The following is an 18,864-nucleotide window of genomic DNA, read 5'->3' on the forward strand; positions in this document are numbered from 1 at the left end:
GGGATGTGTAGGATTCAAGGGTTCATTCGCGAGCAAACTCGCTCCCACAGGGCAGTGATTGACTCGATATCTCAGGCGTGCCGCTGGAATGGTGGGAGTGAGCTTGCTCGCGAAGAGGCCAGTACACCCCGGACATCTCATGTGCCTGGAATGCAGTCTTCGCGAGCAAGCTCACTCCTACACGAGCGGACTATGGCGCTGAATTATCTGCCGTACTTATTTCACTGTCTTCGGCGCCTTGCCCGAGCGCATCTGCTCCAGCAATGCGGTGCACTGGTTAGGCGCATCCCCGCTGCTGGGCGCTACGAGTGCCAGCAATCCCGCCGCCGGTCCGACGGCCGCGCCCAACAGCACCATGCCTGCGCCACGCAGCAACAGCGGACCTGACTCGACACCCGCATTGGGCTTGCTGAACGGTCCGCGCACATACAGCGGCGAACGCAGGGAGAAGACCCGGAAGCCTTTGGACTCCGGCGTCACCTTCATGTCCAGCTGCTCGGTCTTCAGGTTCGCCGTGCCATCGACGTAAATGATCGCGTTCTCGGTATCGAACACAAACACCTTGGTGCTCGCCAAACCGTCCTTGAAGCCGACATCGGTGGCCGCACAGTTGATCTTCACGTCCTTGTCGCCGAACAGCTTGCCTACGACGTAATTGCCAACGTTCAGTCCCGCAATCTCCATCAGGCCACGGCTGACGGCGCCGTCGTTGATCAGCATCTTCAGCTCGCCGTTAGACGTGCCCAGCAACGCTGCCACCGAATTGCCACGACCGCTGAGGTCCGCGTCACCGTTAAGCTCGCCAAAGCTGGTCTTCATCGGTTCGAAGGTCGGGAACAATTGCTTGAGCTTGAAGCCGCGTGCCGACAGCTTTGCGCGTCCTTCCAGTGGCTGGGTGTGACCGTTGAGCTTGATATCCGCGTCGAGCTTGCCACCCGCCACACCGAAACGTAGAGGCTCCAGGCTCAACACGCCGTCGTTAAGCACCACATGGGTATAAAGGTCGGTGAACGGCAGGTCGGCGCTCTGCACGATGCGCTTGCCAGTGAACTCTACATCGGCGTCCATGGCCGCCCAGCGATCGGTCTTGAACTCCTCGACCGGCAGCACTTTGTCCGAGGGTTGCTTGCTCTCGCCGCCCCGGGTTTTCTGCTCGGCGTTGGAGTCGGCGCCGATCAGCGGCTTGAGGTCCGCCATCAGCAACTGATTGGACACCAGCGCGCCGGTGAGCTTGGGACGGGGTTCGCTGGCGACAAAGCCCAGGTCGCCATGGATATCGCTGTCGCCGATCTTGCCGTTGAAGCCCTTGTACTGGAACGACGCACCCGCAGGGTCGTGCAGTTTGGCGATCAGACGGCCATCAGTGGAGTACGGCGGGGAATCCGGCAAGGTGACCCCCGTCAGCGGATACAGATTGCTGAGGCTGTCGCCGGAGAGTTTCAGGCGCAGGTCCAGTTCTCCCAGGTTCTGCGGATCGGTCACGGTGCCCGCGACGGCAACACGCAAGGCCCCTGCACTGACGTCCGCCTGGACCGGGAATGGCAGCGCTGCGTCTTTCAGCGCCAACAGCCCGCCTACCTTGCCGCTGCCGTTGAGTTTCTGGCCGTGGTACTGGCCTTTGGCGGTGAAGCCGAAGGCGTAGTCCTGCGCCGAAGCGCCCTTGTCTTGGACTTTCTTCGCCTCGCTACTGCCGACGATGTCGCTGTACGGAATCGGCTTGCCCAGCATATCGATGACGACATCGACGGCCGTATTGATCTTCTGGTCGTTGTAGCTCACGAAGCCTTTATCGAAGCCGATCGAGCCGATGTCGATCACCCAGCTCGATGGCTTGGCGTTCGGGTCGCTCTTGGGCAGATCAAACACCCAGTTGGCGCGGCCATCGGCCAGACGCTCGATTTTCGCATTGGGCTCGGTCAGGTTGATGCGCGGAATGACGACGCGCTGGGCGAGCAACGGCAAGGGAGACAAGCGTAGATCGACGCGTTTGAGCGTGACCATCTGCGGCGTCTTCGACCATTCCGGGTTGCCCAGTGCGATGTCTTCCGCCGACATGTGCGGCCACGGCACCCAGGCGCGCCAGCCGCCTTCATCCGGCTCACGGTGCCAGCTCACGGCCAGATTGCCGTTGATGGCAAAGGGGCGATGCAGTTCGGCAGACACCTTCTCATTGATGGTCGGCTTGAGCCGGTTCCAGTCGAAAGTCGCGATCACAATGATCAGAATCACCAGCAACAGCAGCAGGATTGCGGCTGTCCAGGCGAAGATTTTACGGCCTCGCGTCATTGCGTTGTCTCCCCAAAAACCGACGCGCCGTCCAGGGCGCGTCTCGTACGTCGTAACGGTTCGACTAAGAAAACCCGCGTGGGTTTGATGAAATCTGTATTCAGGGTCAGAAAAGTTCCGCCCCCTGCCCATACCGTACGTCCAGACGGGCTCAGCGATCGACCTGAAACACGTTGAAAGGCCCGCCGTGCAAGGGGTCGTAATTCGCATCATTTCTGTCGATGGTCACCATCAGCCCGCTGAACTTCTTTATCGAGGGGGCAGGGGTAAAATCGCCAGCACGTTCACACAACCCTTTACACCCGAGCATCCTTCCATGAAACGCCAATTGATTGCCCTGACCCTTTCCCTAATTGCCTCGAGTGCGTTCGCGATGCCTGCCAGCGAACAAGCGATCCTCGGCGAGGCGAAGGCGACGCAGCATTCCGGTTTGCCGACCGTTGCGCAGGACGGCCCGGATCGCTTGATCAATCAATACCAGCGCGTCGCAGACAACGGCCCGGATCGGCTGATTCAGCAGTATCAGCGCGTTTCCTGAGCGACACCCGCTGGGATCAAGAGCTTCCCGGCTAAAGCCAGTCCCACGGAAGACACGCGCACCCCGTAGGACCGGCTTCAGCCGGGAAGAGGCCTGTCAGATCACCCAAAAATCGGCACGACAAAAAACATGAGAACAGCCCGGCCCCGATCGTCGGGCTTTTTATTGCCCGACGCAAAACCGGGTTCGACGTCACGCAAACGCATTTGCTAAAGTTGCGGCCCATGCCTTCATCAGATACACGCCCCATGCTGCCCCGCGCCGAACAGAAACAGCAGACCCGCCACGCCCTGCTTGATGCAGCCCGGGGCCTGATGGAGAGCGGGCGGGGTTTCGGCAGTCTGAGCCTGCGCGAAGTGGCGAAAACCGCCGGCATCGTGCCCACCGGTTTCTATCGGCATTTCGATGACATGGACCATCTGGGCCTGGCGCTGGTCAGTGAAGTTGGCCAAACCTTCCGCGAAACTATCCGCCGCGTGCGCCACAACCACAACATCGACAGCGGCATCATCGACGCGTCTATCCGCATCTTTCTGGATGTGGTCGCTGCCAACCGCTCGCAGTTTCTGTTTCTGGCGCGCGAGCAATACGGCGGCTCGCTCAAAGTCCGTCAGGCACTCGGCGCGCTGCGCGAAGGTATCATCGCCGACCTCGCGACCGACCTGGCATCGATGCCCAAATTCCAGCACCTGAACACCGACGACCTCTCGGTCATGGCCGACCTGGTGGTGAAGAGCGTGTTCGCCATGCTTCCGGAACTGATCGACCCGCCGCCCCCGGCCCTGGCCAAGCACCTCACTCCCCGGGCGAAAATAACCCAGCAGCTTCGCTTCATCTTCATTGGCGCCAAGCGCTGGCAGGGTTTGGGCAGTACCGAGTGAATCGCGAAGCTTCGACGCGCTGCTTCAGTCTCTGATCAGCGCATCCCCGCACCACGGCGGTGCATCGCCACAACCGGCGCACCGATAAATCGCACCTTCGTGATCAGCCCTCCCTGACTGCACCGTATTCTGGCAATTTCTGTCCTGCGCGCCTGTTGGCAAGCCACTTGCTCTAGCACCTTGCATCGCACATTGCTGGAAGCTTTCTGATGCTGGTGATTCATCAACGGACCGAACCTCAGGCTGAATGGGCCGCAGAGCTGCATTTGATATTTGAGGCGCGCAGCAAAAGCCGACTGCGCTGTTTCAGTGCCGAGGGCGAAGACGTGGGGCTTTTCCTCGAGCGGGGTCAGCCCCCGTTGCGAGACGGCGACTTTCTCAAGGCTGAAGACGGCCGAATCGTCCGCGTCTGCGCGCGCCCTGAGCAGTTGCTGCACGTGACGTGCAGCAGCGCGTTCGAGCTCACTCGCGCGGCGTATCACCTGGGCAACCGCCATGTGGCGCTGCAAGTGGGTGATGGCTGGCTGCGCCTGCTCGACGACTACGTGCTCAAAGCCATGCTTGATCAACTGGGCGCCACCACCGAATCCCTCGAAGCGCCCTTCCAGCCCGAGCACGGCGCCTACGGTGGCGGCCATCATCACTCCCGCGCCGGAGAGGAAGACTTCAACTACGCCCCACGCATTCATCAGTTTGGCGTACGCACGTGAATGCGGCCTGGGCGCTGCTGCGTCTGGCGAGCCCCCAGCTGCCAATCGGCGGCTACAGCTATTCCCAGGGCCTGGAAATGGCGGTCGAGCAATCGACTGTCCACGATTCAGCCAGCGCCGCCCGCTGGATCGGCGATCAATTGCTGCTCAACCTCGCGCGATTCGAAGCGCCGCTTCTACTGGTGCACTGCACGGCGGCTGCCCAAAACGACTGGGCGGCCTTACTGCAATTGAGCGAGGCACACCGTGCCAGCCGCGAGACCCGTGAGTTGCATCTGGAAAGCCGACAGATGGGCTATTCGCTGCAGCAACTGCTCAACGGCCTGCCGGAAATGGATCAGCCCGCGCGGGACTTTCTACAGCGTGTGGGCGAGCCGCATCTGGCGCTGGGTTGGGCACTGGCTGCGCGCGCCTGGCAGATCGGTCCTCAGGACGCCCTCGCCGCCTGGCTATGGAGCTGGCTGGAAAATCAGTTGGCAGTGCTGATGAAGACCCTCCCGCTGGGACAGCAAGCCGCCCAGCGCCTGACCAGCGAATTATTGCCGCTGCTGCAAAACGCCCAGCAACACGCGACCGCTCTGAACCCTGACCACATCGGCAGCGCGCCATTTGGTCTGGCGCTGGCGAGCATGAACCATGAGCGGCAGTACAGCCGCCTGTTCCGATCATGAGGTGGCCGCCATCGGCGCAGCACCTCGAACCGCACAACATGCTTAACGGAGAGAACGAATGAACAGCCAACCTTTACGCGTCGGCATCGGCGGTCCGGTCGGTTCCGGCAAAACCGCGCTGACCCTCGCGTTGTGCCTGGCCCTGCGCGATCGCTACAACCTGGCGGTGGTCACCAACGATATCTACACCCGTGAAGATGCCGACTTTCTGGTGCGCAACGAAGCCCTGGCTCCAGAGCGCATCATCGGCGTGGAAACCGGCGGTTGCCCGCACACGGCGATTCGCGAAGACGCTTCGATCAATCTGGAAGCCGTCGACCAGCTTAATCGTCGCTTCGAGGGGCTGGATCTGATCATCGTCGAGTCGGGCGGCGACAATTTGTCTGCGACGTTCAGTCCGGAGCTGTCGGACCTCACCATTTATGTGATCGACGTGTCGGCAGGCGACAAGCTGCCGCGCAAGGGCGGACCCGGCATTTGCAAATCCGATCTGCTGGTGATCAACAAGATCGACCTCGCGCCGCTGGTGGGGGCATCGCTGGAGATGATGGACCGCGACACGAAGAAGATGCGCGGCGACAAGCCGTTCGTGTTCAGCAACCAGAAAACCGGTCACGGCCTGGAGCAGATTATTTCGTTCATCGAGCGTCAGGGCCTGCTGACTGCTGCCTGATTCGTACCTCCACAGGACTCAAGGAATTCATTCATGAACGGCAAAAAGTATTCGGCGCGTTGGCGCTGCTCCTCGTACCGGCAATCGCCTTCGCTCACCCCGGCCACGATGAAAGCGGTCTTGTGGCCGGTATCAGCCATCCCTTGGGCGGCATCGATCACCTGCTGGCGATGATCGCTGTCGGGCTGTGGGCTGCACAGCAAAAAGGCGCCGCGCGCTGGGCGCTGCCGTGCACATTTGTCGGCACCATGCTGATCGGCGGCTTGCTCGGATTTGAAGGCCTGGAACTGCCTGCACTGGAAAGCGGGATTGCGGCATCGGTGTTTGCGTTGGGCCTGGCGGTGGCACTGGCGGTGCGTCCGCCACTATTCACCGCCGTGGCGGCGACTGCACTGTTTGCGATGTTCCACGGCGTGGCCCACGGTCTGGAACTGCCGGAGATGTCGAGCCCGTGGGGTTACGCCCTCGGTTTCGTCGGCGCGACCGCTGCGCTGCATGCGGCGGGTTATGCCGTGGTGCGGTTTCTGCCGACAGCGGCGGCGCCGGTTGTTCGGATCGCAGGCGCACTGTCGGCCGCCACCGGCGTCTGGTTGTTCGCAGGGTAAGTCAGCGTCTGCTGCGCTCGAGCGGGGATCAATCGATCCCCGCTGCCCCGCCCGCCTCACCTCCTGCTACCATGTCGCGCAATTTGCCCTTGCCGTGACGCCATCCAATGCCTGACGCTTCCCTTCCCACCGCCAAGTCTGAACTGTCCGCCCTGTTCACTGAGCTGCAGCAGCACTTCATGCGTGTGGTCGTGCCGTTGTGGCAGGGCCCGGGATGGAATGCCGAGATGGCGCTGCCGTTCGAGGCGGTCGACGCTCAGCATCGGCCTCTGCCGCCCCAGCGCTACCGGGCCATGGCCTGTGCGCGTCAGCTGTTCCTGTTTTCAAGCCTGATCGATCACCCCGACGTGCCCGACGCCGCCACTCGGGCGGCTGCGCTGTTTCGTTCGCTGCAACAGCATTTTCACGATGCCGAGCACGGCGGCTGGTTCTACAGCATCGATCCACAAGGCGCGCCGCTGGACCGCCGCAAGGATCTCTACACCCACGCGTTCATCGTCTTTGCCTGCGCGCATTACTGGGGCAAGGTCCGCGAGCCGTTGGTGGAATCAGTGCTCAACGCCGCGCTGAACGTGGTCGGCGAACGCTTCGCCGATGGCGATGGCCTGTATGAGTCCGTGCTGGCCGAGGATTGGTCTTCGCTGAACGCCGGCCCGCTGCAAAACCCGCTGATGCACCTGGCCGAAGCATTTCTCGGCACGCTGGCCGTACGTGATGACGCTGACACGCAGGCGGCGCTGGATGCGCTGGTGGAAGGCATGCAGCGACGTTTTGTGGATGTCGAACACGGGGTAATGCTGGAGAAACCGCTGGACGCTGTGGATAACTGGTCCGAGCCGGGGCATCAGTTTGAATGGTTCTACTTGCTGGCGTCGTCCGCGCGGCTGCGGGGCACACCGCTGTACCGTTCGCTGGAGACTGCGTTCGCCCACGCCGAGGCACAGGGCGTCGGTCAAACGACCGGCGCGGTTGCGGCGATGCTGGAAGTGGACGGTTCGGTGAAAGACGGCACGCAGCGCATCTGGGCCCAGGCCGAATACCTGCGCGCGTTGACCTTGCGGCCTGATAGCGAGCACCTGCTGGCGCGTCAGTTGAAGGCGCTGCAAGCGCAGTTCCTGCACCCCACCGGCTGGAACGAGTGCCTCGACAGCCAGGGGCAGATCAGCCGCAGCGACATGCCGTCGACGACGCCGTACCACTTGGCGACCTGCTACATCGGGCTGGCCGAGTACTTCAGCGGCTGATCTGATTTCCCTGGAATGATCGTCCCCACGCTCTGCGTGGGGATGCAGCCTAGGACGCCCCGCGTCCCAGCCGCCGGTGACGCGGAGCGTCGGTCAGCGCATTCCCACGCGGAGCGTGGGAACGATCAGCGGAGCGCGGGAACGATCATCACGATCGGTAGAACTACTTACTTATCCCCACGACTGCGATCAATCGCGAACCCGGCCCAAGTCTGGCTCACGGGCATCAGTTCCAGGCTGTTGACGTTGACGTGGGCCGGGGTGTTCATGATCCAGAAGATAGTGTCGGCGATGTCTTGGGGCTGGATAGGCTCTGCACCCGCATAGGTCGCGTCGTACTTGGCCTGATCGCCACCGAAACGCACCAGCGAGAACTCGCTCTCGCACAACCCCGGTTCAAGGTTGGTCACGCGCACGCCGGTGCCGACCAGGTCATTGCGCAGGTTCAGCGAGAACTGTCCGACGAATGCTTTGGTGCCGCCGTAAACGTTACCGCCCGGGTACGGATAATTCCCCGCTACCGAGCCAAGGTTGACGATGCTGGCACCGCGGCCGTAAGCGATCAGACGCGAAAGCAGCGTGCGCGTCGTGTAGACCAGCCCTTTGATGTTGGTGTCGATCATGGTGTCCCAGTCATCCAGATCGCACTTGGGTGCAGGGTCGATCCCCAGCGCCAGACCCGCGTTGTTGATCAGGCCGCGGATCTTCGCGAACTCCGCCGGCAGGCTTTCCACAGCGCGCTCCACGCCCGCGCGATCGCGCACGTCCAGTGTCAGCGTGTGCACCTTGGTCTGCTTCGACAGTTCGGCGCTCAGCGCCTGCAAGCGGTCTTCACGGCGACCGGTCAGCACCAGCGACCAGCCCGCCTCGGCAAAACGACGGGCGCAGGCTTCGCCAAACCCGGAAGTGGCCCCGGTAATGAATACGGTAGAGGTCATTTCTTTCTCCTGACTAACGATGCGGGCTTATCAAGCCAAGCGGGAATGTCACGCAAGCAGCGTTGCGTGTAGGAAGGTTCTGGAGAATGCCCGCGCAGACAGGCCGGGATCAAGCACCATCAGCAACATCGTCATACGACTGCTTTGCTGTATAAAAAATAACCAATCGCTCCAAGTCCTTATGCCGTATGGCCTGCAGACACTTTTGCCCATCTTATCCACAGTCAGGCAACCCTTTTTTGGGGGCAACTCAAAATGCCAAGAGTCCCGGCATACGGGACATGTGGGCAACTCGAACGATGTTTTTACTTGACCGGCCATGGGCCATCTGCCGTCGACTTCGCCCAGGACTTGGGCGCATGGACAGGAATACGCGGGCGAGGCCACAGATTGCGCTACCTGCGGCGGTCTTTCCAACGGTTGCGCACAGACTTATCCACAGGCAGGCGCCGAATAAAGACTGTATAAAAAAACAGCCACAAGAACGTTGACAAACCTCATTAAAATACCGGCCGAAACAACTGGTCAAATATTGATCAACAGGCTGTAAGCCCCGTAAATAAAGGCCTCCAGCTAGCTGCTCCCAACTTATTCACAGTCACTTCCACAGTAAAACTGAACAAGTCAAAAGCGTGACAAAACAGCGATTTGCAGCGGCTATATGTCGCGTTTTCACTGCTCTTCAAAATTGTTTTCCACAATTCGGCTTTGCCATAAAAAAGCCCCGAAAGTTATCCACCCGGGGCTTGTTTTTACAGCAGTGATCAGGAATCAGTGACCGCCGAGATAGGCGTTCCTGACCTCCTCGTTCGTGAGCAATTCCTTACCCGTGCCCGTCAGACGAATCTCGCCGTTGACCATCACGTAAGCGCGGTCTGACAGCTTCAGCGCATGGTTGGCGTTCTGCTCGACCAGGAAGATGGTCATGCCGGTCTGCGCCAGTTCACGCAGCGTCGCGAAGATCTGCTTCACGATGATCGGCGCCAGACCCAGGCTCGGCTCGTCCAGCAGCAGCAACTTGGGACGGCTCATCAGCGCGCGAGCGATGGCGAGCATTTGCTGCTCGCCGCCGGACATGGTCATCGCCCGCTGATTGCGACGCTCCTTGAGCCGCGGGAACATCTCGAACATACGCTGCATGTCTTCGCTGGCATGTTTGTCGCCAATGGGGATGGTGCCCATCATCAGGTTTTCTTCCACTGACATGTCCGGGAACACGCGGCGGCCTTCCGGCGACTGCGCGATGCCGTTGGACGCAATGTAGTGCGACGACTTGTGGGTGATGTCGGTGCCCTGATAGATGATCTGGCCACTGGCCGCGCGCGGCTGGCCGAAGATCGACATCAGCAGCGTGGACTTGCCCGCGCCGTTGGAGCCGATCAGGCTGACCGTCTCGCCCTCATCAATGTGCATCGAGACTTTCTTGAGGGCCTGGATTGGCCCGTAATACACATCGATCTCTTTCAGTTCGAGGATCGGCTTGCTCATACCAACTCCTCTTCATCAGCGCCCAGATACGCCGCGATCACTTTCGGATCGTTGCGAATCTGCTCCGGTTTGCCCTTGGCGATCACGTTGCCGTGGTCGAGCACGACGATGTCGTCGGAAATGCCCATGACCATGCCCATGTCGTGTTCGATCAGCACGATGGTCATGTCGTGATCGTCGCGCAGGTGGCGAATCATGCCGCTCAACGCCTCGGTTTCCTGCGGGTTCAAGCCAGCGGCGGGTTCATCCAGGCAGATCACCTGAGGGCGCGTGCACATGGCGCGGGCAATCTCAAGACGACGTTGCTGGCCGTAGGAAAGCTCACCGGCCAGACGGTTGGCGCAGTCCACCAGATCCACCACTTCGAGCCAGTAGAACGCCGTGTTCATCGCGTCCTCTTCGGCCTTGCGATAGGCCTTGGTGTTGAGGATGCCGGCCAGCATGTTGCGGTTGACCCACATGTGCTGTGCGACCAGCAGGTTCTCGACGACGGACATTTCCTTGAACAGGCGAATGTTCTGGAAGGTACGCGCCAGCCCTGCACGGTTTACCAAGTGCGTGCCGCCAAACATCTTGTAGTACAGCCGGCTGCCGAAGCGCTTCGGCGACGCGAAGTCCGCGGCGCGAAATTGCTCTCCGAGCAACTGAATGACGTTGGTTTTCTTGCCTCGCGCATTGAGCTCGATACGCCCGCCGGTGGCTTTGTAGAAGCCGGTCAGGCAGTTGAACACGGTGGTCTTGCCGGCGCCGTTCGGGCCGATCAGGGCGAAGATCGAGTTGCGCCGCACTTGCAGGCTGACGTCGCTGAGGGCCTTGATGCCGCCGAAGTGCATCATCAGGTTTTCGACGGACAGAACGATTTCTTCGCTCATTACGCGCCCTCCACTTTGGCCAGCACGCCTTTGCGTGGCTGCACGCCGGTACGGCTGATGCGGATCAGGCCACGGGGACGCCAGATCATCATCAGCACCATGAGGATGCCGAACAGCAAGACGCGGTATTCCGCGAAGCTGCGCAAGAGTTCCGGTGCGACGGTCAGCACGAATGCCGCGATGACCACGCCGACGGTCGACCCCATGCCGCCGAGCACGACGATGGCGAGAATCAACGCCGACTCGAAGAAGGTGAACGAGGTCGGGTTGACGAAGCCTTGATAGCTGGCGAAGAACACGCCCGCCAGACCGGCCGTCGACGCGCCGATGGTGAAGGCCGACAGCTTGACCAGCACGTGATTCAGGCCCATGGAGCGGCAGGCGATTTCGTCTTCACGCAGGGCTTCCCACGCGCGGCCGACCGGCATGCGCGTCAGGCGGTGCTTGACGTACAGCACAGCCAGCACGACCAGGAACAGCACGGTGTAGATGAAGATGAATTTCAGGTCCGGGTTGTATTCGAAGCCGAAATATTCGTGGATCGGGATGCCGCCGTCTTTCGCTCGACGCCCGAATTCCAGACCGAAGAAGGTCGGCGCAGGCACCGGCACGCCGTTCGGTCCGCCGGTGAACGACAGCCAGTTGTTGAGCACCAGACGAATGATCTCGCCGAAGCCCAGGGTCACGATCGCCAGGTAATCCCCATGCATGCGCAGCACTGGAAAGCCGAGGATGCACCCGGCAAGCGCCGCCGCAATCGCTGCCAGCGGCAGCGCCGACCAGAACCCCAGGCCCAGATACTGATAGCCGAGCGCCAGGCCGTATGCGCCGATTGCATAGAAGGCCACATAACCCAGGTCGAGCAGACCGGCGAGGCCCACCACAATGTTAAGGCCCAGTCCCAGCAACACGTAGATCAGACCGAGGATGACCACGGTCAGCACGTACTTGTCGGCGAAGATCGGGAAGATCACCGCGATCAGGATCATCAGCGGAATGATAAAGCGCAGCCGTGTCTTGTAGCCCGGCGGCAGCACGTGCACGCCGGAGCCCGAATTTTCAAAGCTCTGCGCGATGGCCACGCCCTTCGGCGTCTGCAGGAACAGGCTCATGAAGAAACGACCGACAACGACCACGCCCACCAGCACGGCCACGCGTCCTGGCTGCAGGTTGAAGCCATAGCCGTCCAGCACGATGCCGACGATCGGACCGAACACGATCAGCGCCAGCAAGCCGGCGATTACCGCGTCGATCAGGCTTTGTTTGATATCAATGGGTTTAGTAGGTGCAGACATGGTTATACCTTCGCCACGAGTGGGCGACCCAGCAGGCCTTGGGGACGGAAGATCAGAATCACTACCAGCAGGCCGAAACTGAACACGTCTTTGTAGTCGGAATTGATCAGACCGGAGAACTGCGACTCGGCAACCCCGAGGATCAGCCCGCCGAGCATGGCGCCCGGCAACGAACCAATGCCGCCCAGTACCGCCGCGGTAAACGCCTTGATGCCAATGACGAAGCCGGCGAAGAAGTCGAATGTGCCGTAGTTCATGGTGATCAGCACGCCAGCCAGTGCCGCCATGGCCGCGCCAATGACGAACACGTAGGAAATGACTCGGTCGGTGTTGATGCCCAGAATCGAGGCCATCTTGCGATCCTGCTGCGTGGCGCGGCACATCCGGCCCAGCTTGGTGTACTTGATGATGTAGGTCAGTACGCCCATGCCGACGAAGGCGGCGATCAGGATGAAGATTTTGGTGTAGGTGATCTGTACGAAACCGCTGCCGACATCGAAGCGCATGGCGCCTTCGAGCAGGGTCGGTACGCCTTGCTGGCGTGGGCCCTGAGCGATCTGCGCGTAGTTCTGCAGAATCAGGGAGATGCCGATCGCACTGATCAGCGGCGCGAGACGGGTCGAGTTACGCAGCGGTTTGTACGCCACTCGCTCGATGACGAAGCCGTACACACCGGTCACCACAATGGTGAAGATCAGTGTGCCGAGAATCAGAAAGGGGAATGACTCAACGCCGAAGAACGACAGCACGGCGAGACCGATGGCTGCGAGGTAGGCGGAGATCATGTAAACGTCGCCGTGGGCGAAGTTGATCATGCCGATGATGCCGTAGACCATCGTGTAACCGATGGCGATCAGGCCATAGACCGAGCCCAGTGTCAGGCCGTTGACCATTTGCTGCAGGAAAATACCGTCCATCACGCACGCTCACGAACTTGAAAGGCCGACCTGGCGCGCGCGACCATTCCCTCGTGAGGAATAGAGCGGCGCACACAGTGGCAACAGAAGAAATCCGGCGCCGCCGTCAGACAGCGCCGATTACCGGATCAGGCTGTTTCCCGGCTCACCCCCGGGAAACAGCAGATCCGACTAAGCGCTTAACTCACTTCTGCTTTTCGAGCTGGTGGTATTTGCCGTCCTTGTCCCACTGGTACACCACGTAGTCAGAGACTTTCAGGTCGCCCTTGGTGTCCCAGGCTTTCTCGCCCATGACGGTTTTGACCGGGTGGGCTTTCAGGAACTTGGCAGCGTCTTCGCCTTTGTTCGACTTGGCGCCATTGAAGCCAGCGGCCAGGGCCTGAACCGAAGCGTAAGCGTAGAGGGTGTAGCCTTCTGGCTCGTAGCCGGATTTGCGGAACTGCTCAACCACGGCCTTGCTGTCTGGCAGCATGCGCGGGTCGGCGCCGAAGGTCATGTACACGCCGTCGACGTATTGCGCGCCGCCAGCGGTGGTCACCAGCTCGTCGGTCACAACGCCGTCGTCGGACATGAACTTGACGTCTTTCAGGCCTTGCTCACGCAGTTGGCGGACCAGTGGACCGGCTTCCGGGTGCAGGCCGCCGAAGTAAACGACGTCAGCGCCAACGGAGCGGATCTTGGTGACCAGGGCGCTGAAGTCTTTCTCGCCACGGGTCAGACCTTCTTCCAGCACCGGCTTCACGCCGCGAGCGGTCAGCTGCTTGGCGGTGGCGTCTGCCAGGCCTTTGCCGTAGGTGTCTTTGTCGTTGATGACGGCAATTTTCTTGCCCTTGAGCACGTCGACGATGTAGTCGCCGGCCACGATGCCTTGCTGATCGTCACGGCCGCACATACGGAACATGGCGCTCAGGCCGCGCTCGGTCACGGTCGGGTTGGTGGAGCCAGGGGTGATCGCGATGATGCCGGCTTCGTCATAGACTTCCGACGCAGGAATGGTCGAGGAGGAGCAGAAGTGACCGACAACGCCGGCAACTTTGTCGGACGCGGCCTTGTTGGCAACGGCAACGGCCTGTTTCGGTTCGCACGCATCGTCGTAGGCGGTCAGGACGATCTTATCGCCGTTGACGCCGCCCGCAGCGTTGATGGCATCGGCAGCTGCTTGAGCGCCCTTCATGTATTGCTCGCCAAACGAGGCGTTGGCGCCCGTCATCGGACCTGCAACGCCGATCTTGATGTCGGCTGCCTGCGCAAATGAAGCCGCACCCATGGCAGTAGCCACTGCGAGTGCGAGAAAGCCTTTTCTGTAGAACGTCTGCGACATGAGTTGGTGCTCCTGGGTTTTTTAATTAGCACTGCGACCACAGAGCTGCTGCGAGCAAGTGGCGTGCCATCGGTTTTTTATTCTTGAGAAACTGGTCGTTTTGTTGCTATCCGACTGATTTCTGCCCTTTTTCATAGGGCGTGCAACCGTCTAAACCGCGCAAGGTGCAACCTCACGACTTCAAAAGAGCAACCCTGGCGGCACGGGCGCGCAACCGCTTCATCCGCACCTGTACAACCCTGTTGTAACAGCACGCGTCACCGAACTGCACACCGTCGGTGCGGTTCCGCTACGGGCCGCACCATTTGAGGGTAGTGGATGTAGGAGAAAGCGTTGTTTTGGAGAGAGAATTCTTCTCAGATCACGATTCTGAGGCATTGGCCCGCATGGTATAGCGAGAAGCCAGCCTCGTACAAAGAGCTGCGCAGTCCGACGGCCGCCAGCGGCTGCATTCGCGCAAAGGGGATGGGTAGGACACTGGCGTTGCCGCTGCACAGATAATCGGCGAAAGCTTTGCCAACGACTGTCCCTGTGGTGTTGCCCCGGCCGTTGTAACCGGTGACAGCGACCAGTCCTGGTGCAGGCTCGAACATTCGCAGGAGGTGATCGGGCGTGAACGCGATGCAGCCGGTCCACGTGCATTCCCACTCAACCGGTTTGAGGTACGGGAAATAATGCTGCTGCACCCGATCAGCCCACGCCTTGAGAAACCAGCCGGGCTTCTGATTGCCATTGCCCAGACTGCCCAGCAACAGCCGGCCATCGGCATCGCGACGAATGCTGCTGAGCACTTGCCGCGTGTCCCAGGAGCCCTGCCCGCCCGGTAAGATCTGCTGCGCCGCGTCTTCGGCCAGGGGCGCCGAGGCCACTTGATAGTAGTAGCCGGGAAAGAAGTTACGCCGAAGCTCGGTCCACTCGCCCTCGGTGTAGGCGTTGGAGGCGATGACGACTTGCTCGGCAAGCACCGCGCCGTTTTCGGTGACCACGCACCAGCGCGCACCTTGTCGCTCAAGGCGTTTGACCGGCGAGTGATCGAAACGCTGGCCACCCAATTGCGTGACGGCCGCCGCCAGCCCGCTGGTGTAGGCCATCGGGTTGATGGTGCCCGCGCGGTGATCGAGTAAAGCGGAGGTAATCTCGGTGGTGCCGGTCGCTTCCTGGCAGGCTTTGCCGGTGAGCAATTCCACAGGCGCGCCGCGACGTTTCCATTGTTCTTCACGGCTGCGCAAGTCCTGCTCGCCTTTGGCGTTGTGGGCCATGTGCAGTGTGCCTTTGCGCGTCGCCTGGCAGTCGATGGCGTATTTTTCGATCAGGCTGAACACCAGCGACGGTGCATTGCCGAGCATGGTGTTGAGCTGGCTGCCGACTTTTTCGCCGAAGCCGGCTTCGATTTCGTCAGGCGGAATCCACAGGCCGGCGTTGACCAGTCCTACGTTCCGGCCGGACCCGCCCTGCCCGGTGCGATGGGCTTCGACGACAGCGACGGTCTTGCCCTGTTCGAGCAAATGAATGGCCGCCGACAAACCCGTGATGCCTGCGCCGATGACACACACATCGACAGTCACTTCCCCGCTCAACGCGGGCGCTTCCGGCCTTTGCGGCGTTAGCGTTTCCCACAGACATTCTTCGCGTAACGGCATCGCAAAACCTCGGAAAGAGACAACGATGATTCGAATTGATCGTTCCCACGCTCCGCGTGGTAATGCAGCCGATGACGCTCCGCGTCACTACAAGCAGGCGCAGAGCGCCTGGGGATGCGTACCCACGCAGAGCGTGGGCACGATCATCTATCAGAACGCGCTCGATCAGATGGCATCAATCAAACGTAATCCCCTGCGCCAGCGGCAGTTCGCGGGAGTAGTTCACCGTGGCGGTCTGGCGACGCATGTAGCCCTTCCACGAATCCGAGCCGGACTCGCGACCGCCGCCGGTTTCTTTCTCGCCACCAAACGCGCCACCAATCTCTGCACCACTCGGGCCAATGTTGACGTTGGCAATGCCGCAATCGCTGCCCAACGCCGAAATGAATTGCTCGGCCTCGCGCACGTCAGTGGTGAAGATGCAGGACGATAAACCTTGGGGCACGTCGTTGTTCAGGCGCACCGCCTCGCTGAATTCCTCGTACCCGACCACGTACAGAATCGGCGCGAAGGTTTCGCTGCGCACGACATCGCTCTGCTCCGGCATTTCGACGATCGCCGGCGAGACGTAGTAAGCGTTCGGAAATTTATCTTGCAACTGGCGCTTGCCGCCAAACACCTTGCCGCCTTCGCTTAGCGCCTGCTCCAGCGCCTCCTGCATGTTTTCATAGCTTTGCTTGTCGATCAGCGGACCGACCAGATTGCCTTCCAGCGGATGCCCGATACGCACCTTGGCGTACGCCGCTTTCAGGCGCTCGACGAACTCGGCCTTGACCGACGAGTGCGCAATCAGACGACGCAGGGTGGTGCAACGCTGACCGGCCGTGCCGACAGCGCTGAACAGCACCGCGCGCACGGCCAGATCCAGGTCGGCACTCGGGGTCAGAATCATCGCGTTGTTGCCGCCCAGCTCCAGAATGCTGCGGGCGAAACGTGCAGCGAGCTTCGGCGCCACTTCGCGGCCCATGCGCGTACTGCCAGTGGCGCTGATCAACGCGACGCGGGCGTCATCGACCAACGCCTCACCGGCTTCGCGGCCGCCGACGATGCATTGGGTGAGGTACTGCGGGGCGTCGGAAAATTCAGCGGCGACTTTATCGAACAATGCCTGGCAGGCCAGCGCGGTCAGCGGGGTCTTTTCCGACGGTTTCCAGATCACCGAGTTACCGCAGACCAGCGCCAACGCGGTGTTCCACGACCAGACCGCCACCGGGAAGTTGAACGCGCTGATGACGCCGACGACGCCCAGCGGGTGCCAGGTTTCACGCATGTGGTGGCCCGGGCGCTCGGACGCGATGGTCAGGCCGTACATCTGCCGCGACAAGCCGACGGCGAAGTCGCAGATGTCGATCATTTCCTGCACTTCGCCCAGCCCTTCCTGAGTGATCTTGCCGGCTTCCCACGACACCAGCTCACCGAGATCGGCCTTGTGCTTGCGCAGGGCTTCGCCAAACAGGCGGATCAGCTCGCCGCGACGGGGCGCAGGCACTTTGCGCCATGCCTCGAATGCGTGGTCGGCGCGAGTGATGCGCTGCTCGACTTCGGCAGCGCTTTCCCAGCTTACCGACGCAACCTGGCTGCCATCGATCGGCGTGTGAACAGGCTTGTCGCCCTCTTGATAAAGCGCGGCATCGACACCGAGTCGGGTAAGCAGGTCGTTGAGCATGGTTTCTCCTGAAACTGATCGTAAGCGCGAAAGCGGAATGCCAAATACTGATTATTTCGTCAGCCTCTAGTAATAGCTGGCCGGCGACACTGCAACAAACGACGATTAAGCGAGATATCATTCCGTTTTTTCATGCTGATGCTGAACGAGCCGATTATGCTGAGCAAACGCCATCTCCCGTCGGTCACCGCGCTGCAATGTTTTGAAGCGGTGACCCGTCACCTGAGTTTCACCCGCGCGGCCGAGGAACTGAACCTCACTCAGAGCGCCGTCAGCAAGCAGGTCGCCCAGCTCGAAGAATTGGTGCAGCACCTGTTGTTTCGAAGGGTTCGTCGGCGCCTGCAATTGACGCCAGCCGGCGCGCTGTACCTGGGCGAAGTGCGCAAAGTGCTCTCGCAGATGGAAATGTCGACGCACTTCCTGCGTTCCTACGGCGGCGAAACCGAAGTCTTGCGCGTGTCGACACCCTCGACCTTCGGCGCCCGCTGGCTGGTGCCGCGGCTGAAAGGCTGGCGCTTGCGTCATCCGCACATTCATCTGGACTTGGTCAACGAACAGGAGAGCGATGACCTGGCGCAGAGCCGCTGCGACCTGTCGTTCTATTTTGGCGGTGGCGCCCGACCCGGTGCCGAGAGCGTGAAGCTGTTCAGTGAAGAACTCGTCCCGGTCTGCGCTCCAGGCAGCGTGCCTGAGGAGCCCTTCACCGACCCTACGCAATTGACCGATCTGGTCCTGCTGCAAAACGCGCATCGTCCCCAGGCCTGGCATGACTGGTTCGAAAGTCAGGGCTACCAGACCGAACACAGCTATCACGGCCCCCGCTTCGAGACGATCTATATGTGTATTCGTGCGGCGCAAGTGGGTTGCGGCGTCGCGCTGCTGCCCCGGTTTCTGGTGGAAGAAGAGCTGGCGGACGGCAAACTGATCATCCCCTGGCCCCACGCATTGCCGAGCCAGGACGCCTATTACCTGGCGTACCCGGAGCACGCGGCCGAAGTGCCAAAGATTCGCGTGTTTGTGGAGTGGATGCTCGAACAGCTCAACGAACCAACGCCGCAGTAAAAACATTCCCGGCTAAAGCCGGTCCTACTGACGTCGCGCAATCTCATAGTAGGACCG

General features: G+C 61.0%; 17 protein-coding genes. 8 read left to right on the forward strand and 9 right to left on the reverse strand.

Annotated features, from left to right (window positions below):
- Nucleotides 1-216: 216 nt before the first annotated feature.
- Nucleotides 217-2,286, reverse strand: coding sequence for an AsmA family protein (locus JN403_RS01430; protein ID WP_205484890.1), 2,070 nt, complete (start codon nt 2,284-2,286; stop codon nt 217-219).
- 316 nt (nt 2,287-2,602) lie between these two features.
- On the opposite strand from JN403_RS01430, the gene JN403_RS01435 reads away from it, so the two are divergent.
- From JN403_RS01435 to JN403_RS01465, 7 genes are all read left to right on the forward strand, one after another.
- Nucleotides 2,603-2,824 carry a hypothetical protein gene (locus tag JN403_RS01435; protein ID WP_205484891.1) on the forward strand — a complete coding sequence of 74 codons (222 nt, stop codon included), beginning with the start codon at nt 2,603-2,605 and terminating at the stop codon, nt 2,822-2,824.
- Nucleotides 2,825-3,072: 248 nt separating this feature from the next.
- Nucleotides 3,073-3,705, forward strand: a complete 633-nt coding sequence (locus tag JN403_RS01440) for a TetR family transcriptional regulator (RefSeq protein WP_122533792.1) — start codon at nt 3,073-3,075, stop codon at nt 3,703-3,705.
- A gap of 209 nt (nt 3,706-3,914) precedes the next feature.
- Complete coding sequence (gene ureE / locus JN403_RS01445) at nt 3,915-4,415, forward strand: urease accessory protein UreE (RefSeq protein WP_122533793.1); 501 nt, start codon at nt 3,915-3,917, stop codon at nt 4,413-4,415.
- Nucleotides 4,412-5,086 carry an urease accessory protein UreF gene (locus tag JN403_RS01450; RefSeq protein ID WP_205484892.1) on the forward strand — a complete coding sequence of 225 codons (675 nt, stop codon included), beginning with the start codon at nt 4,412-4,414 and terminating at the stop codon, nt 5,084-5,086. Before ureE ends, JN403_RS01450 begins: the two co-directional genes overlap by 4 nt.
- A 58-nt stretch (nt 5,087-5,144) precedes the next feature.
- A complete protein-coding gene (gene ureG / locus JN403_RS01455) occupies nt 5,145-5,759 on the forward strand; it encodes an urease accessory protein UreG (protein ID WP_122533795.1) in 615 nt (204 codons plus the stop codon).
- A gap of 29 nt (nt 5,760-5,788) precedes the next feature.
- Nucleotides 5,789-6,364, forward strand: coding sequence for a HupE/UreJ family protein (locus JN403_RS01460; protein ID WP_205487203.1), 576 nt, complete (start codon nt 5,789-5,791; stop codon nt 6,362-6,364).
- A 107-nt stretch (nt 6,365-6,471) separates the two neighbouring features.
- Nucleotides 6,472-7,608, forward strand: coding sequence for an AGE family epimerase/isomerase (locus JN403_RS01465; RefSeq protein WP_205484893.1), 1,137 nt, complete (start codon nt 6,472-6,474; stop codon nt 7,606-7,608).
- A 167-nt stretch (nt 7,609-7,775) separates the two neighbouring features.
- On the opposite strand, the gene JN403_RS01470 is transcribed toward JN403_RS01465, so the two are convergent.
- The 8 genes from JN403_RS01470 to JN403_RS01505 form a co-directional block, all read right to left on the reverse strand.
- Nucleotides 7,776-8,546 (reverse strand): SDR family oxidoreductase, encoded by a 771-nt coding sequence (locus JN403_RS01470; protein WP_205484894.1) that lies wholly within the window; start codon nt 8,544-8,546, stop codon nt 7,776-7,778.
- Nucleotides 8,547-9,317: 771 nt separating this feature from the next.
- Entirely contained in the window at nt 9,318-10,034 is a 717-nt protein-coding gene (locus JN403_RS01475; RefSeq protein ID WP_065987777.1) for an ABC transporter ATP-binding protein, read from the reverse strand.
- Nucleotides 10,031-10,906, reverse strand: coding sequence for an ATP-binding cassette domain-containing protein (locus JN403_RS01480; RefSeq protein WP_172610552.1), 876 nt, complete (start codon nt 10,904-10,906; stop codon nt 10,031-10,033). Before JN403_RS01480 ends, JN403_RS01475 begins: the two co-directional genes overlap by 4 nt.
- Entirely contained in the window at nt 10,906-12,201 is a 1,296-nt protein-coding gene (gene livM, locus JN403_RS01485) for a high-affinity branched-chain amino acid ABC transporter permease LivM (protein WP_205484895.1), read from the reverse strand. Before livM ends, JN403_RS01480 begins: the two co-directional genes overlap by 1 nt.
- 2 nt (nt 12,202-12,203) lie before the next feature.
- A complete protein-coding gene (locus tag JN403_RS01490) occupies nt 12,204-13,118 on the reverse strand; it encodes a branched-chain amino acid ABC transporter permease (RefSeq protein ID WP_037015668.1) in 915 nt (304 codons plus the stop codon).
- A 184-nt stretch (nt 13,119-13,302) separates the two neighbouring features.
- Nucleotides 13,303-14,439, reverse strand: a complete 1,137-nt coding sequence (locus JN403_RS01495) for an ABC transporter substrate-binding protein (protein ID WP_122625637.1) — start codon at nt 14,437-14,439, stop codon at nt 13,303-13,305.
- Between the two features lie 356 nt (nt 14,440-14,795).
- A complete protein-coding gene (locus JN403_RS01500; RefSeq protein ID WP_205484896.1) occupies nt 14,796-16,079 on the reverse strand; it encodes an FAD-binding oxidoreductase in 1,284 nt (427 codons plus the stop codon).
- Nucleotides 16,080-16,254: 175 nt separating this feature from the next.
- A complete protein-coding gene (locus JN403_RS01505; protein WP_205484897.1) occupies nt 16,255-17,745 on the reverse strand; it encodes an aldehyde dehydrogenase family protein in 1,491 nt (496 codons plus the stop codon).
- 156 nt (nt 17,746-17,901) lie between these two features.
- Between JN403_RS01505 and JN403_RS01510 the strand changes: the two genes are divergently transcribed.
- Nucleotides 17,902-18,807 carry a LysR substrate-binding domain-containing protein gene (locus JN403_RS01510; protein ID WP_205484898.1) on the forward strand — a complete coding sequence of 302 codons (906 nt, stop codon included), beginning with the start codon at nt 17,902-17,904 and terminating at the stop codon, nt 18,805-18,807.
- Nucleotides 18,808-18,864 lie beyond the last annotated feature (57 nt).

Source organism: Pseudomonas sp. 15A4 (genome assembly GCF_016925575.1).
In the GTDB taxonomy this organism is placed as follows: domain Bacteria; phylum Pseudomonadota; class Gammaproteobacteria; order Pseudomonadales; family Pseudomonadaceae; genus Aquipseudomonas.